This is a genomic window from Nonomuraea sp. NPDC049028, from assembly GCF_043197735.1.
Classification (GTDB): Bacteria; Actinomycetota; Actinomycetes; order Streptosporangiales; family Streptosporangiaceae; genus Nonomuraea.
Genome location: NZ_JBICTR010000006.1, coordinates 602,623 through 628,628, shown reverse-complemented (window position 1 = coordinate 628,628; position 26,006 = coordinate 602,623). Strand labels below are relative to the sequence as shown.

The 26,006-nt window shown below is 70.4% G+C and carries 25 protein-coding genes; 9 read left to right on the top strand and 16 right to left on the bottom strand.

Annotated features, from left to right (window positions below):
• The first annotated feature begins 51 nt into the window (after positions 1 to 51).
• Both ACGFJ2_RS26235 and ACGFJ2_RS26230 read left to right on the top strand, forming a co-directional pair.
• Complete coding sequence (locus ACGFJ2_RS26235; RefSeq protein ID WP_393472738.1) at positions 52 to 639, top strand: 4'-phosphopantetheinyl transferase family protein; 588 nt, start codon at positions 52 to 54, stop codon at positions 637 to 639.
• Between the two features lie 9 nt (positions 640 to 648).
• Positions 649 to 825 (top strand): hypothetical protein, encoded by a 177-nt coding sequence (locus ACGFJ2_RS26230; protein ID WP_225291654.1) that lies wholly within the window; start codon positions 649 to 651, stop codon positions 823 to 825.
• On the opposite strand, the gene ACGFJ2_RS26225 is transcribed toward ACGFJ2_RS26230, so the two are convergent.
• Positions 822 to 1,748 (bottom strand): cation diffusion facilitator family transporter, encoded by a 927-nt coding sequence (locus ACGFJ2_RS26225; RefSeq protein ID WP_393472382.1) that lies wholly within the window; start codon positions 1,746 to 1,748, stop codon positions 822 to 824. The two genes, ACGFJ2_RS26230 and ACGFJ2_RS26225, sit on opposite strands and share 4 nt — an antisense overlap.
• A 217-nt stretch (positions 1,749 to 1,965) precedes the next feature.
• Here ACGFJ2_RS26225 and ACGFJ2_RS26220 point away from each other — a divergent pair, with 217 nt between their 5' ends.
• From ACGFJ2_RS26220 to ACGFJ2_RS26210, 3 genes are all read left to right on the top strand, one after another.
• The gene (locus tag ACGFJ2_RS26220) at positions 1,966 to 2,424 is read left to right on the top strand and encodes a MarR family transcriptional regulator (protein WP_357945726.1); all 459 of its coding nucleotides are present in this window, start codon (positions 1,966 to 1,968) and stop codon (positions 2,422 to 2,424) included.
• A gap of 72 nt (positions 2,425 to 2,496) precedes the next feature.
• Positions 2,497 to 3,147: an LppX_LprAFG lipoprotein gene (locus ACGFJ2_RS26215; protein ID WP_393472378.1), complete on the top strand. Its 651-nt coding sequence runs from the start codon at positions 2,497 to 2,499 to the stop codon at positions 3,145 to 3,147.
• Entirely contained in the window at positions 3,144 to 4,676 is a 1,533-nt protein-coding gene (locus tag ACGFJ2_RS26210) for an MFS transporter (RefSeq protein WP_393472375.1), read from the top strand. The genes ACGFJ2_RS26215 and ACGFJ2_RS26210 overlap by 4 nt, the downstream gene beginning before the upstream one ends.
• Before the next feature lie 306 nt (positions 4,677 to 4,982).
• On the opposite strand, the gene aspS is transcribed toward ACGFJ2_RS26210, so the two are convergent.
• Entirely contained in the window at positions 4,983 to 6,263 is a 1,281-nt protein-coding gene (gene aspS / locus ACGFJ2_RS26205; protein ID WP_393472372.1) for an aspartate--tRNA(Asn) ligase, read from the bottom strand.
• A 529-nt stretch (positions 6,264 to 6,792) separates the two neighbouring features.
• Positions 6,793 to 7,182 carry a pentapeptide repeat-containing protein gene (locus ACGFJ2_RS26200; RefSeq protein ID WP_393472369.1) on the bottom strand — a complete coding sequence of 130 codons (390 nt, stop codon included), beginning with the start codon at positions 7,180 to 7,182 and terminating at the stop codon, positions 6,793 to 6,795.
• Positions 7,183 to 7,464: 282 nt separating this feature from the next.
• On the opposite strand from ACGFJ2_RS26200, the gene ACGFJ2_RS26195 reads away from it, so the two are divergent.
• Positions 7,465 to 7,914: a DUF6220 domain-containing protein gene (locus ACGFJ2_RS26195; protein ID WP_393472366.1), complete on the top strand. Its 450-nt coding sequence runs from the start codon at positions 7,465 to 7,467 to the stop codon at positions 7,912 to 7,914.
• A gap of 9 nt (positions 7,915 to 7,923) precedes the next feature.
• Here the strand turns inward: ACGFJ2_RS26195 and der are convergent, their stop codons facing one another.
• From der to ACGFJ2_RS26175, 4 genes are all read right to left on the bottom strand, one after another.
• Positions 7,924 to 9,330 carry a ribosome biogenesis GTPase Der gene (gene der, locus ACGFJ2_RS26190; protein ID WP_358555631.1) on the bottom strand — a complete coding sequence of 469 codons (1,407 nt, stop codon included), beginning with the start codon at positions 9,328 to 9,330 and terminating at the stop codon, positions 7,924 to 7,926.
• Positions 9,331 to 9,363: 33 nt separating this feature from the next.
• Complete coding sequence (cmk, locus tag ACGFJ2_RS26185) at positions 9,364 to 10,020, bottom strand: (d)CMP kinase (RefSeq protein ID WP_357945698.1); 657 nt, start codon at positions 10,018 to 10,020, stop codon at positions 9,364 to 9,366.
• Positions 10,021 to 10,268: 248 nt separating this feature from the next.
• Entirely contained in the window at positions 10,269 to 11,432 is a 1,164-nt protein-coding gene (locus tag ACGFJ2_RS26180; RefSeq protein ID WP_393472361.1) for an NAD(P)/FAD-dependent oxidoreductase, read from the bottom strand.
• A gap of 273 nt (positions 11,433 to 11,705) precedes the next feature.
• On the bottom strand, positions 11,706 to 12,281 hold the full coding sequence (locus tag ACGFJ2_RS26175; RefSeq protein WP_393472358.1) for a WHG domain-containing protein: 576 nt from the start codon (positions 12,279 to 12,281) through the stop codon (positions 11,706 to 11,708).
• A 68-nt stretch (positions 12,282 to 12,349) separates the two neighbouring features.
• Between ACGFJ2_RS26175 and ACGFJ2_RS26170 the strand changes: the two genes are divergently transcribed.
• Positions 12,350 to 13,678: an alpha/beta fold hydrolase gene (locus ACGFJ2_RS26170; protein WP_393472356.1), complete on the top strand. Its 1,329-nt coding sequence runs from the start codon at positions 12,350 to 12,352 to the stop codon at positions 13,676 to 13,678.
• A 588-nt stretch (positions 13,679 to 14,266) separates the two neighbouring features.
• Here the strand turns inward: ACGFJ2_RS26170 and ACGFJ2_RS26165 are convergent.
• From ACGFJ2_RS26165 to ACGFJ2_RS26125, 9 genes are all read right to left on the bottom strand, one after another.
• On the bottom strand, positions 14,267 to 15,421 hold the full coding sequence (locus ACGFJ2_RS26165; RefSeq protein WP_393472353.1) for a prephenate dehydrogenase: 1,155 nt from the start codon (positions 15,419 to 15,421) through the stop codon (positions 14,267 to 14,269).
• Between the two features lie 68 nt (positions 15,422 to 15,489).
• Positions 15,490 to 15,849: a chorismate mutase gene (aroH, locus tag ACGFJ2_RS26160; protein WP_357639298.1), complete on the bottom strand. Its 360-nt coding sequence runs from the start codon at positions 15,847 to 15,849 to the stop codon at positions 15,490 to 15,492.
• Positions 15,850 to 15,932: 83 nt separating this feature from the next.
• Positions 15,933 to 17,975: a pseudouridine synthase gene (locus ACGFJ2_RS26155; RefSeq protein WP_393472349.1), complete on the bottom strand. Its 2,043-nt coding sequence runs from the start codon at positions 17,973 to 17,975 to the stop codon at positions 15,933 to 15,935.
• A complete protein-coding gene (scpB, locus tag ACGFJ2_RS26150; protein WP_263655092.1) occupies positions 17,972 to 18,562 on the bottom strand; it encodes an SMC-Scp complex subunit ScpB in 591 nt (196 codons plus the stop codon). Before scpB ends, ACGFJ2_RS26155 begins: the two co-directional genes overlap by 4 nt.
• Positions 18,563 to 18,929: 367 nt before the next feature.
• Positions 18,930 to 19,742, bottom strand: a complete 813-nt coding sequence (locus tag ACGFJ2_RS26145) for a segregation/condensation protein A (RefSeq protein ID WP_357945681.1) — start codon at positions 19,740 to 19,742, stop codon at positions 18,930 to 18,932.
• Entirely contained in the window at positions 19,739 to 20,680 is a 942-nt protein-coding gene (locus tag ACGFJ2_RS26140) for a ParA family protein (protein ID WP_357945679.1), read from the bottom strand. Before ACGFJ2_RS26140 ends, ACGFJ2_RS26145 begins: the two co-directional genes overlap by 4 nt.
• A 116-nt stretch (positions 20,681 to 20,796) precedes the next feature.
• The gene (locus ACGFJ2_RS26135; RefSeq protein WP_357945676.1) at positions 20,797 to 21,702 is read right to left on the bottom strand and encodes a site-specific tyrosine recombinase XerD; all 906 of its coding nucleotides are present in this window, start codon (positions 21,700 to 21,702) and stop codon (positions 20,797 to 20,799) included.
• 15 nt (positions 21,703 to 21,717) lie between these two features.
• A complete protein-coding gene (locus tag ACGFJ2_RS26130; RefSeq protein WP_357945674.1) occupies positions 21,718 to 22,329 on the bottom strand; it encodes an NUDIX hydrolase in 612 nt (203 codons plus the stop codon).
• Positions 22,326 to 23,990: a CTP synthase gene (locus tag ACGFJ2_RS26125; RefSeq protein ID WP_357945671.1), complete on the bottom strand. Its 1,665-nt coding sequence runs from the start codon at positions 23,988 to 23,990 to the stop codon at positions 22,326 to 22,328. The genes ACGFJ2_RS26130 and ACGFJ2_RS26125 overlap by 4 nt, the downstream gene beginning before the upstream one ends.
• 110 nt (positions 23,991 to 24,100) lie before the next feature.
• Here ACGFJ2_RS26125 and ACGFJ2_RS26120 point away from each other — a divergent pair, with 110 nt between their 5' ends.
• On the top strand, positions 24,101 to 24,763 hold the full coding sequence (locus ACGFJ2_RS26120; RefSeq protein ID WP_357945669.1) for an acyltransferase: 663 nt from the start codon (positions 24,101 to 24,103) through the stop codon (positions 24,761 to 24,763).
• Between the two features lie 84 nt (positions 24,764 to 24,847).
• A complete protein-coding gene (locus ACGFJ2_RS26115; RefSeq protein ID WP_358180922.1) occupies positions 24,848 to 25,981 on the top strand; it encodes a nitronate monooxygenase family protein in 1,134 nt (377 codons plus the stop codon).
• Positions 25,982 to 26,006: the final 25 nt, after the last annotated feature.

The window sequence follows — 26,006 nt, the reverse complement described above, 5'->3', positions numbered from 1 at the left end:
CCCATGGCTGAAGCCAGGGGTCCGCGTAGATCTCTGATCGGCCCCGTGGCGATGGGTGGGCGCCCCGACGAGGTGCTCGCCCCAGAAGACTGGCTGACCGACGTCGAGCGGGCGCGCGCGGCCCGGTTCGCGTTCGAGCCCGACCGCCGCTCGTTCACGGCGGCCCACCTGCTCGTACGCCTCTGCGCCGCGGCGGTGCTCGACATCGACCCGGCCGGGCTGACCCTGTTACAGCACTGCGAGCTGCACGGCCCCGGCCACGGCCGCCCGTACATCGAGCAGGCCCCCTCCCTGGGTGTCAGCCTCAGCCACACGCGCGGCTACGTCTGCGCGGCGGCCGGTGCGGGCCGGGTGGGCATCGACGCCGAACGCGTGCCGCCGGGCCCGTTCGACCGGCTGCTCGCGGGCCGGGCGCTCACCGAGCGGGAGCTGGCGGCGGTCAGCACCAACGAAGAGCTGATCAGGCGCTGGACCCGCAAGGAGGCCCTGATCAAGCGCGGCGAGCTGACCATCGACGGGCTGCGGGCCACCGACGCCGACGTGACGGGCCGCCACCTGCTCGAATGGACCGCCGAGGGCGACATCGTAGTGGCCGTCATCACAGACTCACCAGCCCGGCAATTGCCCCTGACCAGCTAGAATGGAGGCATGTTCTACAGCAAATCAGTCGAGGAGCGAATCGCCGACCGGATGGCCAAGCGCAAGCCGCTCGAAGAGGGCAAGACCTTCGAGCACGGGCCGGCCAAGTTCGTGTTCGTCTCGCTGATCGTCGCCGTCGTGCTCATGCACGTCGTCGGCCTTGCCGTGGTCATGGCCCTGGACTAACGGCGCCGGGTCGGAGTCGGATCCAGGAACACCTGGGAGATGCCGGGATAGCGCTCCCGCAGCCGGCGATCCAGCTCATCGCAGGCGATCTCCACCCCCGCGGCCGTCGCGTCGTCCCGGAAATCGATCTTCGCGGCCACCAGGAAGCGGCCCGGGCCCAGCATCATGGTGAGCAGCTCGACCACGCTCTCCACCTCGGGCTGCCCCGCCAGCACCGCGCGGATCTCCTCCTCGATCGGCCCCGGAGCGGACTGGCCGATCAGCAGCGACACGTTCGACCGGATCAGCGTGAGCGCGGCCACCAGCAGGAGCACGCCGATCGCGATCGACGCCGCGCCGTCCCACACGGGCGAGCCGGTCACCTGGTAGCCGAGCAGACCCAGCGCCGCGATCACCAGCCCGATCAGCGCGGCCGCGTCCTCGTACACGACGGCCTTCAGCGCGGTGTCCGAGGTGATCGAGACCAGCCGGAACGGGCTGACGTCATGCCTGCGGGCCTCCCTGCGCAGCTGCGCGAGCGCGTTGAGGAAGGACACGCCCTCGATCGCGAAGGAGAGGGCCAGCACGATGTACGACGGGATGAGGTTGCCGAGCCGCTCGCCGTGGCTGATCTCGTGCACGCCGTGGGTGATGGAGAAGCCCGCGCCACCGACCAGGGTCGCGACCGCCGCCATCATCGCCCAGAAGAAGCCCGCCTTGCCGTGCCCGAAGGGATGGCGCGAGTCGGCGGGCCGCTGGCCCCGGCGTACGGAGACCAGGAGCAGGAGCTCCGTCACCGTGTCCGCGGCCGAGTGGGCCGCCTCCGACAGCATCGCCGCCGAACCGCCGATCAGGCCCGCGATCAGCTTGGCCATCGCGATGGCCAGGTTCGCACCGCCCGCGACCAGGACGGTGCCCAGACTCTCACCCGAGTTGTCCGCCACGACGGATCACTCTATGACGGGCGTTACTCCCGGCGACGTGGTGGGCCACGTCCGGCGGCATAGTGGGCCACGTCCGGCGGTCCGCCATAGAGCTTGCGGTGTCCCACGGACTGCGAGGTCACACGGACTGCGAGGCCGGCGCCTATGTGCGCTAGATTGGAGATCTTGACCTCCTCCCTCGCCTGAAGACGGGGGTATCCACGCTCGAGGAGTCTCGATGAGCGCGCCTCGCTGGCTCTCCCCCGCCGAGCAGCGTGCCTGGCGTACCCACCTGGCGCTGCACAAGCTGCTCATGCACCGGCTCGACCGCGAGCTGCAGGAGCACGCCCTCTCGGTGAACGACTACGAGATCCTGGTCAATCTCTCGGAGAGCCCCGACCACCGGATGCGGATGAGCGACCTGGCCGACGCGACCATCCAGTCACGCAGCCGGCTGTCGCACCAGATCTCCCGCATGGAGGCCAAGGGACTCGTCGTCAGGGAGGACTGCCACGACGACCGGCGCGGCACGTTCGCGGTGCTGACGAGCGAGGGCTGGGCCACGATCGAGCGGGTCGCGCCTGATCACGTGACCAGCGTCCGGGAGCACTTCGTCGACCGGCTCACCGACGAACAGCTGGACGCGCTGGTGGCCGCCTACGAGCCGATCGTCGAGCACCTGAAGAAGCTACGCTGAACGGCCACGCCGACACCTAACCGATATGCCCGACGGCGCACGATCGTTCCGGGCGCTCGCTACGATCCGCTCATGCTTCGAAAGCTGCTGTTCGTCGTCGTCTTCGCGCTGGTGTCCGCCTGCTCATCGGGCGGCGGCGGAAGCGAGCTGCCCGCCGGGCCCGACCTGCTGAAGAAGTCCACCGAGGCCATGAAGGCGGTCAAGTCGGCCACCTTCTCCATCGCCACGGACGGCAAGCCCAAGGTGCCGGTGAAGAAGGCCGACGGCAGGCTGACGGCCGCCGGTGACGCCGACGGCACGATCACCATCGAGGTGCTGGGCAGCCTGCAGGAGATCACCTTCGCCCTGGTCGGCGACACCGTCCACTTCAAGGGCCCGACCGGCGGCTTCCAGAAGATGACCAGGAAGGACCTGGCGCAGCTCTACGACCCGTCGAAGATCCTCGACCCGTCCAAGGGCCTCGCGCAGATGCTCGGCACGGCCACCGACCCGCGCGTGGAGGCCGAGGAGAGCGGTGCCTACCGGGTGGCCACCGGGTTCTCCGGTCAGGTCCTCGGCACCCTGATCCCCGGCGTCACGCAGGGCGTCAACGGCAAGCTCTGGGTGGACAAGGCCACCAGCCGGCTCACCAAGCTCGAACTGCCGCTGCAGGACGGCACGGTGACCGTGTCGCTGAGCGACTTCGACGCGCCGGTGACCATCACGCCGCCCGCCGCCGGATGAGGCGCGCCCGCCGGGTCGCGCTCGGCGTCGGCGGCGCGGTGGTGCTGCTGGCCGCCCTCGACGCGTACGTGGTCGTGACCGTCCTGCTCGACATCGCCACCGACGTGGGCATCCCCACCAACCGCCTGGAGCGGGCCACACCGGTGGTCACTGGGTTCCTGCTCGGCTACATCGCCGCGATGCCGCTGCTCGGCCAGCTCTCCGACCGGTACGGCCGGCGCCCCCTCATCCACGCCTGCCTGGCAGCGTTCGCGCTCGGCTCGGTGCTGACCGCGCTGGCGTCCGGAGAGGTGATGGTGGTGGCGGGCCGGACGATCCAGGGGATCGCGGGAGGCGCGCTGCTGCCGATCACGATGGCGCTCATCGGCGACCTGTGGCACGAGCACGAGCGGCCGGTGGCACTCGGCGCGGTCGGCGCGGCGCAGGAGCTGGGCAGCGCGCTCGGGCCGCTGTACGGCGGGGTGCTGGCCCTGCTCCCGAGCACCACGGTGTTCGGGATCGAGCTGGGCGGCTGGCACGCGATCTTCTGGATCAACCTGCCACTGGCGGCACTGGCCGCCGTAGCGGTCCACCTGACCGTCCCCCCGCCGCAGGCGTCCTCCGAGCTTCCGGGTCAGGCGTCTTCCGGGCCTTCGGGACAGGCATCGGCCCGGCGTGTGGACGGGATCGGCGGCGCGTTGCTGGCTCTGAGCCTCGCCCTTCTGGTCGTGGGCCTGTACAACCCGGATCCCGCCACGACCGTGCTGCCGCCCTGGGGGCTGCCGGTGATCGGGGCGGGGATCGTGGCCGGGGCGGCGTTCGTCTGGTGGGAGATCCGGTCGAAGGTCCGGCTGCTCGACCTGACGGGCACCCGCAAGGGACCGCTGCTGGCCACGCTGGGCGTGAGCTTCCTGACCGGGGCCGCGCTGCTGATCACCATGGTGTTCGTCCAGTTCACGGCGCAGACGCTGCTCGACATGGAGACGTTGGACGCGGCGCTCGTGCTGGCCAGGTTCCTGCTCGCGCTCCCGGTGGGCGCGCTGCTGGGTGGCCTGCTGGCCCGCCGGCTCGGCGACCGCGTGGTGGCGGTGGCGGGCCTGATCGTGGCCACGGCCGGGTACGGCGTGATGAGCCGCTGGCCGCTCGACCTGGCGAACGCCGGCCTGATGGTGGACCTCTCACTGGTCGTGGCCGGCCTGGGCCTGGGGCTGGTCATCGCCCCCGTGTCGGCGGCGGTGCTCCGGGTGACGCCCGCCACGCAGCACGGGGTGGCCTCGGCGGCGGTGGTGGTGGCCAGGATGATGGGCATGCTGATCGGCATCGCGGGGGTGTCGGCTTGGGGTTTCCACCGGTTCCAGTCGCTGACCGCGGGCCTGGACACGCCGCTGCCGGTGGGGGTGGAACCGGCCGTGTACGCGAAGCAGCTGAGCGAGTACCTCGCGAAGGTGGACGCGGCGCTACATCTGGAATACACGGAGATGTTCTTCGTCACGGCGCTGATCTGCCTATTGGGCGCGGTGGTCGCCGCCTTCCTGCCCCGCACCCGGTGAGGTCGTTCCTGTCCCCGCGCCCGGGAAGGTCGCTCCAGCCCGCGCCCGATGAAGCCCTCCCTGGCCTCACGTCAGCCCCCAAGACCCACTTGATCTTCGGGGCTGACCATGGAGTGGCTGTCCGACCACATGGACGCCGTGGCCGACCATACGGAAGCCATGGCCGACCATGCGCACGTCACGGCGCCCGGCCCCGCCCACCGGAGGAGCGTGCCCCTGGAGAGGGCCCGGCCACGTATGGCGGGTGGGGCTCACCGGGCTTGCCGTAAAACATGGCGCTTTTCTACGAAGAGAGATGAGTGTGCTCTACGGAGAGAGGCGATGCAGGTCGCGGGGGAACAACGTGGCTTGGCGGATGTTCGCGGCGCCGACCAGGCGCGCGGTCCAGCGCTCGAGCCCCAGCGCGAACCCCCCGTGCGGCGGCATGCCGTGCGCGAACGCCTGCACATACCCCTCATACGGCCCGACATCCTCACCACGCGCGGCGAGCGCGTCGAGGTAGTCCTGATGCCTGTGCAGCCGCTGCCCGCCCGTCACCAGCTCCAACCCCCGGAAAAGCAGGTCGAACCCGTTCGAGTACCCCTCACGCAGCGGGTCCGGATGGGTGTAGAACGGCCGCTTGGCCATCGGATACCCCGTGACGAACAGGAACTCCGACCCATGCTCCCGCACCGCCCACTCCGACAGCCACCGCTCCTGGTTCGGTGACAGGTCCGGCTCGAACTCCTCAGTGAGGCGCTGCGCCTCGGTGAAGTGGATCGCCGGGATCTCGGCGGGCACCTCCGGCAGCGTCACGTCGAGCAGGTCGACCGCCGGCTGCCCCCGTACCGCCTCCACCATGCCCGCCACCGCCTCGCGCAGCACCGCCATCACGTCGCGGTGGTCGCGGACGAAGCCCAGTTCGGCGTCCAGGCTGGTGTACTGGGCCAGGTGGCGGACCGTGTCGTGCGGCTCGGCCCGGAAGACCGGCCCCACCTCGTAGACCCGCTCGAACACACCGACCATCGCCTGCTTGTAGAACTGCGGCGACTGCGCCAGGTAGGCGGGGCGGCCGAAGTAGTCGATGCCGAAGACGTTCGCGCCCGATTCGGTGGCCGAGGCGACGATCTTGGGCGTGTGGATCTCGGTGAACCCCAGCCGGTCCAGCGTCCGGCGGAACCCGGCCACGCTCGCCGCCGAGATCTCCAGCGGCGCTCTGAGCCGCGGATGGCGCAGCGCGACCGGCGCGTGGTCGAGGATCGTGGGCAGCGCGGCGGGCACGACCGGCCGGTAGAGGTCGAACGGCGGCGCCTCGGTGGGCTCGGCCAGGACCTCGATCTCCGGCTCGGTGAGCTCGGCGCCACCCGGCGCCTGCGGGTTCACGGTCACGACGCCCGTCACCCGGACGACCGTCTCCTCCCCCGGCACCGCTCCGGGCTCCTCACCCGGGGCCACGCCGGGCGCCACCACCTGGGCGAGCCCGCTGCGGTCCCTGACGACCAGGAAGGACACGGATTTCAGCCGCCGGCGGCGATGTACCCAACCGGCGATCGTCACTCGTTGTCCGGCGTGCTCAGCGAGCTCCGCCGACAGGACACGAGAGATCATCACAGCTCCTCACGAGTTGCATGATCCCTTGGGAGCGCGGGGGAGAAGGGAACTCCCGGTGCCACCGCACTTTCGCCGCCCACGAAAGGGCGGCCTCCACGACCCGATGACGGGGGTCAGACCGGCGAGGCATTTCCTCCCCGCACTCGGGAGTGTCTTCACCGAAGGGGCGCGAGGCCGCCTTCACAGCTGCCGGCGGCTCTCTCAGCCCGCGCGGGCCTTCGGTTACTCGTCTCCGTCTACGTGTTGCCGGAGATCGTAGCCAGCGCCGGCGGACGTCGGCAACCTGATTAGGACCCATCCACGCAGGCGCGCCTACATCCAGAACGCCCAATAGTGCTTGGTCGCATCAAGCAGTACGACGGCTGCGGCTCCGAGAATGAAGCCGAACAGCATGTATCGACGTTGAGTGCCCGCGCCGCGATTTCCCGGCTCGAATCGGCTTCACGCCTGTTGGCTTCCGCTTCGGCCGCAAGACTTCGGGCAACGGCCGCACGGGCTTTCATCGCGGCTCGATCTGTCTCATTGATCATGAGGCATGTCGAAGGATACCTCCTCCCACCCGCCACACCCCTGGCTCGATCTCCCGCGAGCGAGCCCGCATCGTCTCCGCCAGCCCTTCAGGCCACTGCGTCCCTTCCGGGCCCATCGACCACGTGACCCCGTCCAGGCTCGTGCCATCCAAGTCCGCGCAGGCCAGATTCGTTCCGCGCAGGGACGCGCCCGCCAGGTTCGCATGAGTCAGATACGCGCGGCCCAGGTTCGCGTGATCCAGGTTCGCGTCGCGGAGGTCCGCCTCAGTCAGGTTCGCGTCGTTCAAGTTCGCGCCGACCAGGTTCATGCCGCGCATCTTCGCGCGGTACAAATCCTCGCCCCGGTCCAGGTCGTAAATGTCGTCTTCCCAGTCCACCTCTTCCATGAACCGACGGTAGACCGACCCGCCCATCTGTCACACCAATCCGCCCGATGAGGATCAATCACGCCTCAGGTCCGTAAACAAACAGCCGAAGAACCAGCATGAACGCTCTGCTCTACGTCCTCGCAGAGGCGTAGCTTCCAGCGCGAGAGCAGGCGCACTCCATATCCGCTGGAGGAGATCCAACGCCCCCGAGTCCGACGACCACAGGGGGCGGATAGGGGTTATCCGGAGGGCCGTCGCCGAGCAAACTCGGGGCAACCCGTCCCCCCGGAGGAGGCCGACATGCGCAGAGCCCTGGTCGGATGCGCCGTCGCGCAGATCGTCGTGGTGATCCTGCAGTTCTACCTGGCCACGTTCGGCGCGTTCCAGATGCCACGGCCCACGGGCACGGATCCCGCGGCGATCGGCCTGCACGCCGCGAACGGCCTGTTCGTCATCCCGGCCGTCTCCCTCGTGGCCACCGTCGTCGCGGCGCTGGCAAGGGTGCCCGGCAAGCTGATCGCGCTGAGCGCCGCTCCCCTGGTGCTCAGCGCGGTCCAGATGCTCGTCGTCTTTCCGCTGGCCGGCCTCGCGGGCGCGACGGCGGACGACACACCGCTGGCCAGCCTGTTCGTGTACGGTCTGCACGCCGTCGTGGGGCTGGGCCAGCTCTGGGCGGTGATCGCCGCCTACCGTGCCGTACGCAGGCACACCAAGGCACCCGTGGAGGAACCCCAGCCCCAGCCGGTCTGACCGAATCCGCTACTTCTTGGCGGGCTGGCCGCCGCTCTTCCGCTTCTCCCGGATCTTCATCGACACGTCGATCGGCGACCCGGCGAAGCCGAACTCCTCGCGGATCCGGCGCTCGATGAAGCGCCGGTAGGTGTCCTCCAGCCAGCCCGAGGTGAACAGCACGAACTTGGGTGGTTCCACCGACGCCTGCGTGGCGAAGAGGATCTTCGGCTGCTTGCCACCCCGCACCGGCGGCGGCGTCTGGTGCACCAGCTCGGTCAGGAACGCGTTGAGCCTGGCCGTCGGCACCCGCGTCGACCACGACCCGAGCGCCTTCTCCAGCGCCGGGACGAGCCGGTCCATGTGGCGTCCGGTCTTGGCGGAGATGTTGACCCGCAGCGCCCACGGTGTGCGGACGAGCTGCCGGTCGATCTCCCTCTCCAGGTAGTAGCGGCGGTCCTCGTCGACCAGGTCCCACTTGTTGAACGCGACGACCATCGCCCGGCCCGACTCGATCACCAGGCCGATGATCCGCAGGTCCTGCTCGGTGAGCACCTCACTGGCGTCGATGAGGACGATCGCCACCTCGGAGCGTTCGAGGGCGGCTCGGGTGCGCATGGCGGCGTAGAAGTCGGCGCCCTGCAGCTCGCGGTCGCGCCGCCTGATGCCGGCGGTGTCGACGAAGCGCCAGGTCTTGCCGCCCAGCTCGATCAGCTCGTCGACCGGGTCGCGGGTGGTGCCCGCCATCGGGTCGACCAGCACCCGCTCCTCCCCCGCCAGCTTGTTGAGCAGCGAGGACTTACCGACGTTGGGCTTGCCGAGCAGCGCCACCCGGTAGGGGCCGCGCTCGGCGTCGAACCGCAGCTCCGGCGTCTCCGGCAGCGCGTCGAGGATCACGTCGAGCAGGTCGCCGCTGGAGCGGCCGTGCAGGGCCGAGACCGGCTGCGGCTCGCCGAGGCCGAGCGCCCAGAGCGCGGCGGCCTCCAGCTCTACCTGCTGGTTGTCGACCTTGTTGGCGGCCAGGATGACCGGCTTGCCCGACTGGCGGAGCACCGAGCCGACCGTCTCGTCGGCGTCGGTCGCGCCCACGGTGGCGTCGACGACGAACACGATCACGTCGGCCAGCTCGACCGCGACCCGCGCCTGGTCGGCGATGCGCAGGTTCATCCCGGTGGCCTCGGGGTCCCAGCCGCCGGTGTCGACGACCGTGAAGCGGCGCCCGCGCCAGTTGGCGTCGTAGGTGACGCGGTCACGGGTGACGCCCGGCACGTCTTCGACGACCGCCTCGCGGCGGCCGATGATGCGGTTGACCAGCGTGGACTTGCCTACGTTCGGGCGACCGACGATGGCCACGACCGGCACCGGGCCGCTGTCGGCGACGTCGTCGGATACTGCGAGATCGTCGAGTTCAGCCTCGACCCAATCCCCCGTTGACACGATTTTTCATCCTTTGTGAGTACCGCACCCTTGTCAGGTGCGCTCCTTGATCAGACTCAGCACCTCGCCGATGACCTCTTCGAGGGTCAGCGGCGTGGTGTCGAGCTCGACGGCGCCATCCGCCATCGAGAGTGGATCCGTCTTGCGAGTGGAGTCGAGGGTGTCACGCTTGGCCATCGCGGCCTGCTGCGCCTCCACCGTGGTGCCGCTCAGCTCCGCCGTACGGCGCAGGGCACGGGCCTCGGCGCTGGCCGTCAGATAGACCTTGACGGTCGCGTCGGGGGCGACCACGCTGCCGATGTCACGGCCCTCGACCACGATGTCGCCGACGCCGATGATCTCCCGCTGCAGGTGCACGAGACGCGCGCGCACCTCGGGCACCGCCGCCACGACGGAGACCGCCCCGGTGACCTCGGCCTCCCGGATCGGCCCGGCCACGTCGACACCGCCGACGTGGATGGACGGACCGTCGGGGTCGGTGCCGCAGACGATCTCGGGCTCGCCCGCGCGGGCCGCGACAGCGGCGGGATCGGCCAGGTCGACGCCCTGCTGGAGCATCCACCAGGTCATCGCCCGGTACATCGCCCCGGTGTCCAGGTAGCGCAGCCCGAGTGCGCGAGCGACTCCACGCGACACGCTCGACTTGCCCGACCCCGCGGGACCGTCCATGGCGACGACCAGACCGGTCACGGCCTCTCCCTCTTCACGTTTCCACTGCACGTTTCTTTTCTCCAACCTGAAGAGGCTACCGCCTCGCACGCATGCCCTACGCCCAGCTGGACAATCCGGCGTCCGCCGCGACCCCGTGCCCGACCACAGTCCCCATTCCGCGCTCGATCATCCGCCGAGCCACGGTCCCCGTACCGGGTACTTGGCCGGATACCGTCCCAAAGCGGTCGTTCAGGCGGTCGCCAAGCCCTGACACACGCCACCCGCGATCACTTGAGGCCGGCCGTCAGCCGGAACAGGCCGACCGGCACCAGCCCGTGCTTGAGCAAGCGGTAGGTGGGCATCGGGCTGCCGCTCACCGTCTCCTTGTAGGCGATGGCCCACCGCCCCTTCAGGTACGCCCTGCGCGGCGTGTCGTCGGGGTGGGTGAACTGGATGACGGCGTCCCGGCGCCCCAAGCTGAGGGGCTGATGAACGTACCCGAACCGGAAAGCCTTCACCGCACGGCCGCGCAGCCCGTCGGCGAGCGCGTCGGCCGCGTGCAGGCCCGTCGGGATGCCGCCCTGGCAGGTCCCGTGCATGACGCCGTACGGCTGGCGCACCGCGGCGGCGTCGCCCACGGCGTAGACGTCCGGGTGCGACACCGAGCGGAGCGCGGCGTCGACCACGATCCTGCCCCGCCCGTCCACCGTCAGCCCCGCCTCGGCGGCCAGGGGCAGGCCCTTGGTGCCGGCGGTCCAGAGCGTCGCGTCGGAGTGGACCAGCTCGCCCCCGGCCAGCTCGACGGCGTCCGGCAGCACCTTGGTGGCCTCGGCACCGTCGCGTACCTCGATGCCGAGCCGGTCCATCGCCCGCTCGACGTAGGCGCGGGCCTTCTCACCCATCATCGAGCCAGGACGGCCCCGGCTGAGCAGGACGACGCGCAGGCTGGGGTGCGCTTCGGCGAGCTCGGTGGCCGACTCGACGCCGGTCAGACCGCCACCGGCCACGACGACCGTCCCCTGGTCGAGCTCACTGAGCCGTCGCGCGAGCCGTACGGCCTGGTCGTGGTCGTCGTAGACGTAGGCGTGCTCGGCCACACCAGGGGTCGAGGCGTCGGTGACGGTGCCGAGGGCGTAGATCAGCTTGTCGTACGCGATCACGCGCCGGGTGTCCGCCCCCGCGCCGTTGACGGTGACCTCGTGCCGTTCGGGGTCGAGGGCGCTCACGCGACCCAGGACGAGGTCGATGCCCGTGCCGGCGATGATGTCGGCGACCGCGTGGTCCGGCAGCCGTTCGCCCGCCGCGGTCTGGTGCAGCCGCAGCCGCTCCGTGAACCGTGGTGAGGCGCTGACCAGCGTCACCTTGCCGCCGTGGCGGCGCGTCCGGGTGGCGGCCCTGATCGCGGCCGCGATGCCTGTGTAGCCGGCGCCCAGAATCAGAATGTTCGTCATGTCCCTGGCTCCTTGCGAACTCCGGTGGGATTCCGCACTGAAGACGGAGCGAACCGCCAGGGATGTGACACCGGCGCCGTTCTTCCACACCCCCAAAGGCGGTGTACCTCCCAGGGATCTCCGCCCCGACGGACTGTCCGGTCCGCGCGAGTATCCCGGACGACTCGCTCAGGAGCGGGCCCGAGCGCTGTGGCCGATGCAACACGGGTGGCGCACGGGCCTACTGGTTCTCCTCGTCTTCGGTGGGTGACCCGCCTGCCGGATGCCGCGAAGTCAAGCCGTCCAGCCACGTAGCGCGGCGGGGACCGTCGAGCGGAACGTGGTCTCGGCCGTGGCGGTGTCGAGGGCCCCGGCCAATTCGAGAGTCACCAGCCCGTGCAGGGTCACCCAGAGTGAGAGCGCGATGGAGGTCGCGTCGCCCGAGAGCGCGGAGGCCGACAGGGCGCGGTCTATCGCCTCGATGAGCGGCCTGACGGGATCGCCGACCCCCACGTCACCGGATGGGTCGAAGCTCTGCACACCGCCGAACAACACCGTGTAGAGATGGCGGTGCTCGAGTCCCCACCGCCGGTAGGCGACCGCGAGCGCGTAGAGGTCGGCGAGGGGGTCATCGGAGACCGCCACCGCCGACAGGTCCTGGGACAGCCCGGCGACGGCTCTGCCGCGCACTTCGGCGATCAGCCCGTCCTTGCCGTCGAACAGCGAGTAGACGGCGGCGGTCGCGGTCCCGGCGGCAGCGGCCAGGGCGCGGATGGTGATCGATTCCCGTGGACGGGTCGCGAACATCTGGGTCGCGGACTCGATGAGGCGCTCCTTCACGGTGTCGTCGTTGGTTCTCGGTCTTCCCACGACGACCAGCCTAGCCGAGCTGGTAGCGTTTCCAAACGCCGTTCCGGAACAACGTTTGGAAACCGTCGATGCCTCTAACCGTCCCTCTCCGCCTCATCGGCCGCCTGATCCTCGCCGTGCTCGCCGTCGTCGGGCTGGCCGGGCTGTTCCTCGCCCTCATCGTTCTGACGGATGGCGCCCGCGCGGGGCTCGCCGCCTGGCTGACCGCCTTTGGCGCCGGAGTCATCGCCGCACTGTGGCGAGGCCGCGGCCGTACCTGGCCGGGTCGGCTGCGGCCCTTCGCACCAGTGATCGTCGCCGCCGCCCTCACGGCGTCGGTCTGCATCCCCACCGCCCCCACGACCCGGCAGTACCCGCCCGACCTGTCATTCGTCGCGACGAGACACTGGAGCCTGAGCACGGGCAGCCGGGTCGCCGTCTACCACTATCCCCCCGTCGCCGACGTCCCCCGGCACCCCACGCCGCTCGTGTACCTCCACGGAGGGCCCGTCCGCAACATCTCCGTGCTCGACCACCGATTCCTTCGAAGCCTGGCCGGACAGGGCTACGACGTGTACGCCTACGAGCAGCCCGGCGGCGGACGGAGCGACCTGCTGCCCATGGAGCAGTACACGATCTCCAGGTCCGTACGTGACCTCGCCGCCTTCATCGATCGCCTGGACAAGGGCCCGGTCGACGTCCTCGGATTCTCCGCCGGCGCGGTCGTGCTCACCCGGGCCCTGGCCACCGCGGACGTCGCCGTCCACGTGCACCGGGCGATCATCGCCGAGCCCGGCCCCATGGACGGCCCCACCACGCTGATCAGCGGACAACAGGGACGACCGTCCGCGCGCGGCCTCGCTCCGGCCCCGGCCGGACCCCGGGCGACGCGCGTCCCCCGGTACGCCGTCGCGCTCGGCCTCATCCAACTCGGGCTCCTCCCGCCCGACACCGGCCTGATCACGCAGGCCGAAGGCGTCAACGCCTTCACGGCCGCCGATCTCGGCAGCGACACCGCCTCCGCCTACTGCGCGCGGGACGCCGGCCGCATCCCTGCCGAAGACACCGCGGAGAACTTCTCCTTCAGCGCCGCCGCGAGCCTCCGCATCATGCAGACGATCAAGGGCTCACCCTCCATCGCCTCCGAGCTGAAACGCTCCCGCACCCCCGCGATGCTGATGATCGCCGAATGCTCGTCACAGGTACGCCAATGGGCTACCGCCATCCTTGCCGCCGACCCCGCCATCGAGCGAACCCAGTACATGCCCGGTGTCGGACACCACATGTGGAACGGCCTCGACGACAACAACGAACGCGCCGCCGCCGTCATCACGGCCTTCCTCCAGAGCCAGCCGCCGCCCCTGCGGAACCATCCGGCCCGCGCCGACATCTCCGCCTTCCTCCGCGACCACAAGTGAAGTCCGCACCCGCAGGGTGGCCCCACACTCGGTGATGCGGGTCCATGGCAGGCAGGCGGCCGGCCCGGCCCGCCTGTCGTCCGGTGGACGCAGGCTCAGACGCAGCCTCTCCGCTTCAAGGACCTCGACGTCGACGACATCCGGATGTCGGCCCGCAAGGGCCGCTGCGCCTGTACGGCAAGGGCGGACGGCTGACCACCCGCGCCGCAGGCGGCATCATCGCCGAGATCACCCAGACAGCCGGGCTGGACGATCCCACCACGGCACACGTCCTGCGCCACACGCTTGCCACCACGCTGGTCCGCGGCAAGACCGACCGGTCTTGGTCGCCGAGATCCTTGGCCACGCCCGCCTGGAGATCACCCGCCGATACAGCTTGCCCTCCGGCAAGGACAAGGAGGACGCCCTCAATCGGGTTCACCTCGTTGGGGCGGTCGAAGCTGCTGCCGGACCCACCGCCGCCACCGCGCTGACGACGTCGCTGACGCTGTGCTGGAACTGCACGGAGGTGTGGGACTCGATCAGCCGGCCACAGGGAACGAGACGGTCGTGTGACGACCCACCCGGGGAACCCTTGTGATCACCGCTTTAGGGGACTTGCCATCCCCGCTCATGCAGCGCCTTGGTGAGGACGGCCGCCGCGTCCGGCTGCACGGAGACCTCGGCGATGCCCAGAGGCAGGCCGGGAGCGTGCTCCAGGCGTACGTCCTCGACGTTGACCCCGACCTCGTCGCAGATCTGGAAGAGCCTGGCCAGCTGACCGGGGCGGTCGCCGACGACGACCTGGACCACCACGTACGCCGGCGCGGGGCCCCCGTGCTTGCCCGGGATGCGGCCGTGACCGGCCACGCCGCGCTTGAGCAGCTGGGTGAGCTCCTGCGTGACCGTGCCGTCGCCGTCGGCCAGCGCGCGGAGTGCCGTAGCGGCCTCGGCCAGGTCGCGGGAGATGGCCTCCAGCACCTCGGCCACCGGCGTCGCGTTGCCCGACAGGATGCCGAGCCAGAGGCCCGGGTCGCTGCCCGCGATCCTGGTGACGTCGCGTACGCCCTGCCCGGCCAGGCCGAGCGCGATGTCGGACGCGTCCGCCAGCCGGGCCGCGACCGCCGACGCGGTGACGTGGGGCGCGTGGGAGACGACGGCCACGGCCTGGTCGTGCTCGGCGGCGTCCACTTCGACGGGGTTGCCGCCGCAGAGCTCCACCAGCCGCAGCACGGCCGCCCTGGCCTCCGGCGTGGCGTCGGAGGTGGGGCACAGCGCCCACGGGCGGCCCAGGAACAGCTCGGCCCTGGCGGCTCCGGGGCCCGACTTCTCGCGTCCGGCCAGGGGGTGGGAGGCGACGTAGGTGGACATGTCGCAGCCCAGCTGGGCGGCCCGCTCGATGGGCTCCACCTTGACGCTGGCCACGTCGGTGTAGAACGTGGCCGTGCCATTGCGCTGCAGCGCCAGCAGCTCACCGGCGACGTGCGCGGGCGGCACCGCGAGCACCGCGAGATCGATCGTCTCGCCGGATCCACCCGAGCCGGATCCACCCGAGCCGGATCCACCCGAGCCGGACTCACCCGAGGCCGAAGCGGCTTCCGGCTGCCACTCCTCGCCCGCGCCGAGCTCCCGGGCCAGCCGTACCGCTCCCTGGTCGTGGTCGGCGAGCAGCACGCGTAGCCCGCGCTCGCGCAGCGCCAGCGCTATGGAGGTGCCGATGAGACCGGTGCCGACTACCAGCACGGTGCGGAGTTCGGAGGCCATGTAGATGTCCTGATTTATCTGGCGTCGGAGTTGCTCGGTCGGGTGACAGGAAGCGGATGAGCCGGTCGTTACTGGGCGATGTCCTGGCGGAGCGCGACGGCGCCGCGCAAATAGACGTGCTGGATGTCGGAGCGCGGCCGGTCCGTCTCCACGTGGGCCATCAGGCGTACGACCCTGGGCAGCGCGCCCGGCACGTCGATCTCGGTGCAGCAGATCAGCGGCACGTCGTGGAAGCCCAGCTTCCGCGCCGCCAGCGCCGGGAACTCCGCCGTCAGATCGGGAGACGCCGTGAACAGCACGCTGATCACATCGTCGGTGGTCAGCTTGTTGCGCCCCATCATCTCGCTGACCAGCTCGGTGGTCGCCTCGATGATCGCCCCACGGTCGTTGGCGTCCACCTGGATCGCCCCGCGGATCGCCCGCACCATGTGATTACACCCCTCTATAGCGGTGAAGCCCGTGCGGAGGTTCGCACGGGCTCCTGCGTTCCCGCCAGATTACAGCTTCGGCGTTACAGTTTCACAGCGGCGTAAAGCTCGCCGACCTCCTTCAGGGACAGCGCCCTGACGGTGCCCGCCTTGGTACGGCCCAGCTTGACCGGCCCGAACTCGATCCTGGCCAGGTCGATGACGCGATGACCCGCCTCTTCGAGCAGCCGCCGGACGATGTGATTGCGGCCTTCGTGCAGAACGACCTCGACCAGCGCCTGCTGGCCGTGCTCCTGCACGATCGAGAAGGAGTCGATCTTCGCGAGGCCGTCTTCGAGCTCGATGCCCTGCTTGAGCCGACGGCTCAGATCACGCGGGATCGGACCCGGGACCTTCGCCCAGTACTTCTTCTGCACCCCATAACTCGGGTGAGTCAGCCGGTTGGCCAGCTCGCCGTCGTTGGTGAGCAGCAGCAGCCCCTCGGTCTCGGTGTCGAGCCTGCCCACGTGGAACAGCCTCGGCGCGAGCTCCTCCACATAGTCGGCCAGGCACGGCCGGCCCTGCGGGTCGTCCATGGTGGACACGACGCCGATGGGCTTGTTCAGGGCGTAGTAGACCAGGTCGGGGGCGGTCGGGATGCGCTTGCCGTCTACGTGGATGACCTGCGCCGCCGGGTCCACCTTGGCCCCGAACCTCCGTACGACCTGCCCGTTCACGGTGACGCGGCCGTCGCCGATCATCTCCTCGCAGGCGCGACGGCTGGCCACGCCCGCCTGGGCGAGCACCTTCTGCAGCCGTACGCCGCCGGGCACCTCGGTGGTGTCGCGCTCGTCGGTGTAGCCGTCGGGGAAGAAGTTGCGGTCCCGCATGGGCTGGCGAGCGGTCTTGAACCGGTCGCGCGGCGCACCGGTGGCCGCCCCGTCCCGTCCGCCGGACGTACGCCCGCCGCCGATGGTTTGAACATCGTCGCGCCTGGGGGTACGGGCCGGGCGGCCGGCGTCGCGGCGCGAGCCGGCGTCGTCACGCCGCCCGAAGCGGGCACGAGTGGACTCTCCACGGCCGCTGCCGGTCCGCGGGGACTCTCCGCGGCTGTAGCCGCTCCTCGGGGACTCGGTACGGGAACCGCCGTCCCTGCGGCCACCACGGTCGGCCCGGAAGCCGCCACGGTCCTCCGTGCGCTCGGGACGCGATCCGCCCCGATCGTCACGACGGTCACCCTGGTAACCGCCCCGGTCGTCACGACGCTCGGAACGGAAACCGCCACGGTCGTCACGACGGTCGGAACGGTAACCACCCCGGTCGTCACTGCGGGCGCCCTGGAAACCGCCACGGTCATCGCGGCGCTGGGAACGGAAGCCGCCGCGATCGTCGCGGCCCGCGCCCTGGAAGCCGCCACGGTCGTCTCGGCGCTGGGGACGGTAGCCGCCACCCTCCCGAGGGCCGGAGCCGCCGCGGTCGGAGCGGTATCCACCGCGCTCGCCACCGGAGGACGAGCCGTAGCCACCGCGCTCGCCACGGGACGACCCGCCGTAGCCACGGTCGCCGCGCGACTGCGCGCCATATCCACCGCGGTCGCCGCCGCGAGATGACGAAGAGCCGCCGCGGGACTGCGAGTAGCCGCCCCGGTCGCCACGGGACTGCGAGTAGCCGCCGCGGTCGCTGCCGGGCGCCGGACGGTCGTCGTCGCGAGAGGGGGAGCGGTCGTCGCGGTACGTACGCTCGCGAGACGAACGGTCGTCACGGGACGAGCGGTCGTAGCCGCCACGGTCGCCCGTTGAACTGGAACGGTTGTAGCCGCCCCGGTCGCCCGCCGAGCCGGAGCGGTCGCGGGAGTCGCCGGAGGTGGGCCTGCCGTACCGGGCGCGGGAACCGCCACGGTCGGCGCGGAGCGAGTCGCGGCCGGAGCCCAGCTCGCTTCCGGAGTCGCGGCTGTAGCCGCGGTCACTGTCATCGCGGCGGGGTCCGCCGCGGGAATCGTCTCGGTGGGAACCGCCACGGAACCCCTCACGGCGGGAGCCGCCGCGCGAGTCGTCCGAGCGGAAGGCGGGACGGCCGCCACGGCTCGCGCCGCCGGTGCGTCCACGACCGCGTCCATCACCGGACGGGGTGCTGCGCCTGTTGATCACTTTGTATTCTCCTCGAGGTTTTCCACGTCGTCGGGGAGGAAGGGCGCGAGCTCGGGGAGCTCGCCGATGTCCTTCAGTCCCAGGCGTTCAAGGAAGTATGAACTTGTCCGGTAGAGCACTGCCTGGCTCTCCGGGTCGGTGCCGGCCTCTTCGACCAGGCCCCTGGCGACGAGCGTCCGCATGACGCCGTCGCTGTTGACGCCGCGGACCGCGGCGACTCGTGCGCGGCTCACCGGTTGCCGGTAGGCGACGACCGCGAGGGTTTCCAGCGCGGCCTGGGTGAGCCGGGTCTGCTGGCCGTCGCGGACGAACCGCTCGACCAGCGCGGCGCAGTCGGCTCGCGTGTAGAACCGCCAACCGCCTGCCACTTCTCTCAGATCGAAACCCCGTCCGGCTTGGGTGTATTCCGCGGCCAAGGTCCGGAGTGCGGTGCTCACCTCGTGGGTGGGCCGTTCGAGCACCTGCGCCAGGGTCACTTCGGGGACGGGCTCGTCCACGACCATCAGGATGGCTTCAAGCGCCGCCCCGAGCGTCGGGCCGCCGCCCTGCGGGTCGCTCTCGGCGGGTTCATCGGGTATGTCGTCCATGCCGACCGGCTCGGATACCTCCGCACCGGTCGGTACGAGGGACGCGTCCCAGAGCTCATCGTCCACATCCGGCTCGACCACATCCGGCTCGGCGGACGGCCCCGCGAGCCGGTCGTCCAGCTGAGGCGACAGGAGCCGGTCGTCCGCATCAAGCTCAGGAGTCGTGTCCTGCGGCGCATCATCGGCCTCGTGAGACGGCCCCTGGAGCCGGTCGTCCACCTCCGGCGCGGACGGCGCGACCTCCGCCTCGTCGACCGCAGGCGGAACACCCGGCCTGTCGTCCGTGCTCGCGGCGGCGAGCGACCCCGGGAGGGTCATCCAGGCGGGCAAAGGGGCGGGTTCGCGAGGCGGGGTGTCGTCCAAGCGGTCAGTCATCAGCCGTCTTCTCCGCGCTCTCCTCGTAGTCGTCCCCCACCGAGACGTCCCCCTCGTCCGTCCCGGTCCAGGTCACGTGCAGATCGCCCAGCGCTTCGACCTGTTCGAAAGTGACCGCGGACTCCCGGAAGAGCTCCAGCACCGCCAGGAAGCGGGCGATGACCTCGATGGTGCCGTCGCAGTCGGCCACCAGGGCCCGGAAGGTGGCCCGCCGCATGCGGCGCAGGTGAGCAACCAGAATAGCGGCTTGCTCCCGCACGCTGGCCAGCGGTTGATAGATGTGCCCGACACTCACGGTAGGCGGCAGCTTGGGGACGAAGGCGCGGGCGGCGATGCGGGCGAGGTCGTCCGGGCTGATGCCCAGGATGAGCTGCGGGAGGAGGTTGGCGAACTGCGGCTCCATGGGCGCGGTGCGGGGGAAGCGCAGCGCCTCTTCGGCCATGCGCCCGGAGAAGACCTTCGCCACCTCTTTGTACGCCTTGTACTGCAGGAGCCGGGCGAACAGCAGGTCGCGGGCCTCCAGCAGAGCCAGGTCCTCTTCGTCCTCGACCTCGCCCGAGGGCAGCAGCCGGGCCGCCTTGAGGTCGAGGAGCGTGGCCGCGACCAGCAGGAAGTGGCTGGTCACGTCGAGATCCCACTCGGGGCCACGAGCCCGGATGTAGGCGATGAACTCGTCGGTGACCTTGGAGAGCGAGATCTCGGTGATGTCGAGCTTGTGCTTGGAGATCAGGCCGAGGAGCAGGTCGAAGGGCCCCTCGAAGACGTCCAGGTGGACCCTGAACCCTTGTGGCTCTGTCTCCGTCACCTGGCCATTGTCGCAGGTGCCGGCCAGCGGGACAGCACCTCGCGGGCCAGCTCACGGTAAGCGTTGGCACCCAGGGACGACGGGTCGAAGGTGGTGATCGGCTCGCCGGCGACCGTGGCGTCGGGGAAGCGCACGGTGCGGTTGATCACGGTGTGGAAGACCTTGTCGCCGAACGCCTCGACGACGCGGGCGAGCACCTCGCGGCCGTGCAGGGTGCGCGCGTCGTACATGGTGGCGAGCAGGCCCTCGATCTCGAGGTCCTCGTTGAGCCGTTCCTGCACCTTGGTGATGGTGTCCATGAGCAGGGCCACGCCGCGCAGCGCGAAGAACTCGCACTCCAGCGGCACCATGACGCCCTGCGCGCAGGTCAGCGCGTTGATGGTGAGCAGGCCGAGCGACGGCTGGCAGTCGATGAGGCAGACGTCGTAGTGCGGCAGCAGCGGCTTGATCACGCGGCCGAGCACCTGTTCGCGGGCCACCTCGGTGACGAGCTGGACTTCGGCGGCCGACAGGTCGATGTTGCTGGGCAGCAGGTCGAGGCCCTCGACGCCGGTCTCCAGCAGCACGTCCTCGGCGGTGACGTTGCGCTCCATCAGCAGGTTGTAGACCGTGAGGTCGAGCTGGAGCGGGTTGATGCCGAGGCCGACGGACAGGGCGCCCTGCGGGTCGAAGTCGACGAGCAGCACCTTGAGGCCGTATTCGACGAGGGCTGCGCCCAGGTTGATGGTGGTGGTGGTCTTGCCGACCCCACCCTTCTGGTTGACCATCGCGACCACCCGCGCGGGCCCGTGGATCTCGGGCGCGACAGGTTCGGGGAACACCGGGCGGGGACGCCGGGTGGGGCCCAGATTCACGCCTATGGAAGGCGTGTTGGTCTTCGTGTCTCCCCAGGGGTTGTCGGGGGTCCCCGGGGCCGAACCGTTGGTCTTCACAGTCACCAGCTCGAACCTCCCTGACGATCCCGAACCGGACCGTCCGGACGGACACTATGGCGTCACCACTTAACGCGGCAAGGCGGCACGCCGAAGTGCCGCACGTCGCAAATGACTATAGATCACTGCCGGGCACGGGGGTGCGCGGCGGCGTACACCTCGCGGAGTTTGTCGACGGTGACCAGGGTGTAGACCTGCGTGGTCGTCACCGAGGCGTGGCCGAGCAACTCCTGGACCACCCTAACGTCGGCTCCGCCGTCAAGGAGGTGGGTTGCGAAGGAATGACGGAGAACGTGCGGAGATATCCCGGCGAGTCCGGCCCGTTCGGCGGCGGCCTGGAGCACCTCCCAGGCGCCCTGCCGGGTGAGCCGGCCGCCCCTGGCGTTGAGGAAGGCGGCGGGCGTGCCCCGGCCGTGGGCCACGAGGCCGGGGCGGGCCCTGACGAGATAGGCGTCGAGCGCGGAGCGGGCGTAGCGGCCCAGGGGGACGACGCGGGTACGGCTGCCCTTGCCGCGCAGCCGTACCTGCTCGGCCTCCAGGTCGTCCACGGCCAGGCCGACGGCTTCGGAGATGCGGGCGCCCGTGCCGTACAGGACCTCCAGCAGGGCCCGGTTGCGGAGGGTCAGCGGCGCGCCGTCGGGGCCGGAGGCGGCGATGAGCCGCTCGACCTCGTCGACGGTGATCGCCTTGGGCAGCCTGCGGAGCTGCCGCGGCGGACGCACCTGGTGCGCCGGGTCGTGGGCCGTGACGCCCTCGCGCAGCGCGAAGCGGTGCAGGCCGCGGACGGCCGACACCGCCCGCGCGGCCGAGCTGGCCACGAGGGCGGGGTGGTCGCAGTCGCCTTCCCGCAGCGCGGCGAGGAAGTCGAGCACGTCGGCCTCGCCCACCTCGCCGAGCGACACGCGGCCGCGCGAGCGCAGGTGCTCGAAGTAACGGTCGAGGTCACGGCGGTAGGACGCCAGCGTGTTGGCAGCCAGGCCCCGCTCCACCGTGAGGTGGGCGAGGTAGCTGGAGAGCACTGCCTCCACGAACTGGTCCTTCCGTCACGCCTCCTTGGCGTCGGCGGGGCGCAACAGGGCGAATCCCTCGACCGAAGCCGCATATGCGGCGAGGATACCGGCCACGGTCGGGGAATTGTGGATCATTCCCATGAGCGCCCTTTCGACCGCGTCGGGTAGAGGCACCCATTCGACCGGCATGTCGATCTCTTCGTGCTCGTGGACGAAGCCGTTCTCGTCCGCGGGGATCTTCGACAGGCCGCGGGCCAGGAACACCCGGATCCGCTCGTTGGACATACCGGGCGAGGTGTAGAGGTCGACCAGGGTGTGCCAGGTCTCGGCGCGGTATCCGGCCTCCTCGGCAAGCTCCCGCGCGGCACCGGTGACCAGCGATTCTCCTTCCACGTCGCGCAATCCGGCGGGCAGCTCCCAGAGCAGCCGGCGCGTCGGGTGGCGGTACTGCCGGATGAGCAGGACCCGGTCCTGCTCGTCGAGCGCGAGGACCGCGACGGACCCGGGGTGCACGGCGTAGTCGCGGTCGGCGACCGTGTCCCCCGGCATGCGGACCGTGTCGGTGACCACGTTGATCACCCGGCCCGCGAACCGGTCCTTGGATTCGACGACTTCCCACGCCTCGGGCGTGTCTTCCACCCTCACTTGGCCACCTTCGCGGTCACCCGGCTGTCGGCGTAGGCGAGCGCGGCGTTGATCAGCCCCTTGAACATCGGGTTGGCCCGCGTCGGCCGGGAGCGGAACTCGGGGTGGGCCTGGGTGCCGATGAAGAACGGGTGGGCCTCGACGGGCAGTTCGGTGTATTCGACCAGGCGGCCATCGGGCGACAGCCCGGAGAACACCAGGCCGACCTTCTCCAGGCGTTCGCGGTAGGCGTTGGCGACCTCGTAGCGGTGCCGGTGGCGTTCGGCGACCTTGGCCTTGCCGCCGTACAGCTGCCTGGCCAGGGTGCCCTCGCCGAGCTTGGCGGTGTAGCTGCCCAGGCGCATGGTGCCGCCCATGTCGCGCTCGCCGGCTACGACGTCCTCCTGGTCGGCCATCGTGGAGACGACCGAGTGCTTGGCGTCTGGGTCGAACTCGCTGGAATTGGCGTCTTCGAGTCCCGCCAGGTTGCGCGCGGCCTCGATGACCATGCCCTGCATGCCGAGGCAGATGCCGAGCAGCGGGATCTTGCCCTCCCGGGCGTGGCGGATCGCGCCGATCTTGCCCTCGATGCCGCGCACGCCGAACCCGCCGGGGATCAGCACGCCGTCGACGCCGTCGAGCTCGCGCTCGGCGCCCTCGGGCGTCTCGCAGTCGTCGCTCTTGACCCAGCGGATGTTGACGCGGGCGTCGTTGGCGAACCCGCCCGCCCGCAGCGCCTCGGTGACGGACAGGTAGGCGTCGGGCAAGTCGATGTACTTGCCGACCAGGGCGATGGTGACCTCCTTGGCCGGGCGGTGCACCCGGCGCAGTAGTTCCTCCCACTCCTTCCAGTCCACGTCGCGGAAGGGCAGGCCGAGCCGCCGCACCACATAGGCGTCGAGCCCTTCGGAGTGGAGCACCTTGGGGATGTCGTAGATCGAGGCCGCGTCCACGGCCGAGACCACGGCGTCCTCGTCCACGTCGCACATCAGGCTGATCTTCCGCTTGATCGCCGTCTGCACGGGCCGGTCGGAGCGCAGCACGATCGCGTCGGGCTGGATGCCGATGCTGCGCAGCGCGGCCACGCTGTGCTGCGTCGGCTTGGTCTTCAGCTCGCCGGAGGGGCCGATGTACGGCAGCAGCGAGACGTGCAGGAAGAACACGTTGTCGCGCCCGACCTCATGCCTGATCTGGCGTACGGCCTCCAGGAACGGCAGCGACTCGATGTCGCCGACGGTGCCGCCCACCTCGGTGATGACCACGTCGACCTCAGGACCCGCCATGCCCCGGATGCGGTCCTTGATCTCGTTGGTGATGTGCGGGATGACCTGGACCGTGTCGCCCAGGTATTCGCCGCGCCGCTCCTTGGCGATGACGTTGGAGTAGACCTGGCCGGTGGTGACGTTCGCCGAACCGTGCAGATCGGTGTCAAGGAACCGCTCGTAGTGGCCGACGTCGAGGTCGGTCTCGGATCCGTCGTCAGTGACGAAGACCTCGCCGTGCTGGAACGGGTTCATCGTCCCGGGGTCCACATTGAGGTAGGGGTCGAGCTTCTGCATGGTGACCCGGAGACCGCGTCCCTTGAGCAGACGGCCCAGGCTGGAGGCGGTGAGCCCCTTCCCTAGGCTGGAGGCGACACCGCCGGTGACGAATAGATGCTTGGTTTGCGATGCGCTGCGCAAAGGGGCTCCCGTGGGTCGATGTGTGGTCGAAGCGTCCACGGGCTCTCAGGATATCAAACAACGCCCCCGACATGCCCGAACGGCATGACCTAGCGGTAACTTTGGGCCCTATGTCATTAGTACGGCGGGCAACGGGCGCGCTGATTCACCGTGCCTACAAGGCGATCCGCGCGGCCGGGGCGATCACCCCGGCCAGTCCGGGCGGCACCAGATTCCGGCATCTGGGCGACGGTGTCAGCATCGCCTTCCCGCCGGGCGCGATCTTCGGCGAGCAGTGGATCGAGATCGGCGACCACACGCTGATCGGCGAGCGCGTGTCGCTGTCCTGCGGCATGGGCCCGGGTGTCGACCTGGGCCCGGACTCGATCCTGCGGATCGGCGGCGGCTGCTCGATCGGCCGGGGCTCGCACATCGTGGCCCACCAGTCGATCGACATCGGCGAGCACGTCTTCACCGGCCCGTACGTCTACATCACCGATCAGAACCACGTCTACGACGACCCGGAGACACCGATCGGCCGGCAGTGGCCACGCAACAGTCCGGTCTCGATCGGCGCGGGCTCCTGGCTCGGGGCGGGCGCGATCATCCTGCCCGGCACCAGGATCGGCCGCCAGTGCGTGGTGGCGGGCGGCGCGGTCGTCCGCGGTGAGTTCCCCGACCACAGCGTGGTCGCGGGCGTGCCCGCCAAGCTGGTACGCAGCTACGATCCCACGCTGGGCTGGCACACTCCGGGCATCTCACTGGCCATGGACCGGCAGGCCACCGCCTCCTGAGCTCGGCCGCACAGACGCTCCAGACGGTGGATCCGCCCGCGCGAACGGTGGACCGAACAACCTTCTGGCGGCTAGCGTCGGACCATGCGGACCGCCATTTGCGAACGTCTCGGCGTCGAGTTCCCGTTGTTCGCCTTCAGCCACTGCCGCGACGTGGTGGCCGCGGTCACCAACGCGGGCGGCTTCGGCGTCCTGGGCGCGGTCGCCTACACCCCCGACCAACTCGACACCGAGCTCACCTGGATCGACGAGCGGGTGGACGGCCGCCCGTACGGGGTCGACGTGCTCGTGCCCGGCAAGCTCGACGCCTCGGCGCTCGATCTCGACGCCCATTTGACCGACTTCATCCCCGAACGGCACCGCGACTTCGTCACGCACCTGCTGTCCAAGTACGGCGTGAACGCACCGCCGCAGCCGGTGGCCGCCTCGACGGACGAGTTCGGCAGGCGGGTGACCGCGGCGGGCGCGACCGGGCTGATCGACGTGGCGCTCAAGCACCCGATCGGCCTGATCGCCAGCGCGCTCGGACCGCCGCCGCCGGAGATGGTGGCCAAGGCCAGGGCGGCGGGCGTGCCGGTGGCCGCGCTGGTCGGCACCGTTGAGCACGCCCACAGGCAGGTGGCGGCCGGCGCGGACCTGATCGTGGCGCAGGGCACCGAGGCGGGCGGGCACACCGGCGAGATCGCCACGATGGTGCTGGTGCCGCAGGTCGTGGACGCGGTCGCCCCGGTGCCCGTGCTGGCGGCGGGCGGCATCGCCTCGGGGCGGCAGATGGCGGCGGCGATGGCGCTCGGCGCCGAAGGCGTGTGGTGCGGATCGGTCTGGCTGACCACCGAGGAGGCGGAGACGACGCCCTCGGTGAAGCGGAAGATGCTGGCCGCCTCCTCACTCGACACGGTCAGGTCCAGGTCGCGTACCGGCAAGCCGGCCAGGCAGCTCAAGTCGGCCTGGACCGAGGAGTGGGACTCCGGGCCGGAGAGCCCCGGACCGCTCGGGATGCCGCTGCAGATGCTCGTGGCCGAGGCCGCGATGGCCCGCATCGGCGCAGCAGCCGAGCGCGGCGAACCGGGGGCCGTGGAGCTGGCCAACTACTTCGTCGGGCAGGTCGTCGGCCAGCTCGACCAGGTCAAGCCCGCTCGCGAGGTGGTCTACGAGATGGTGAGCGAGTTCGCCGACGCGGTGGAGCGGCTGTCCGGATTGACCGCTCTGTCGACGTGACCGAGCTGTCGGCGTGACCGGCTAC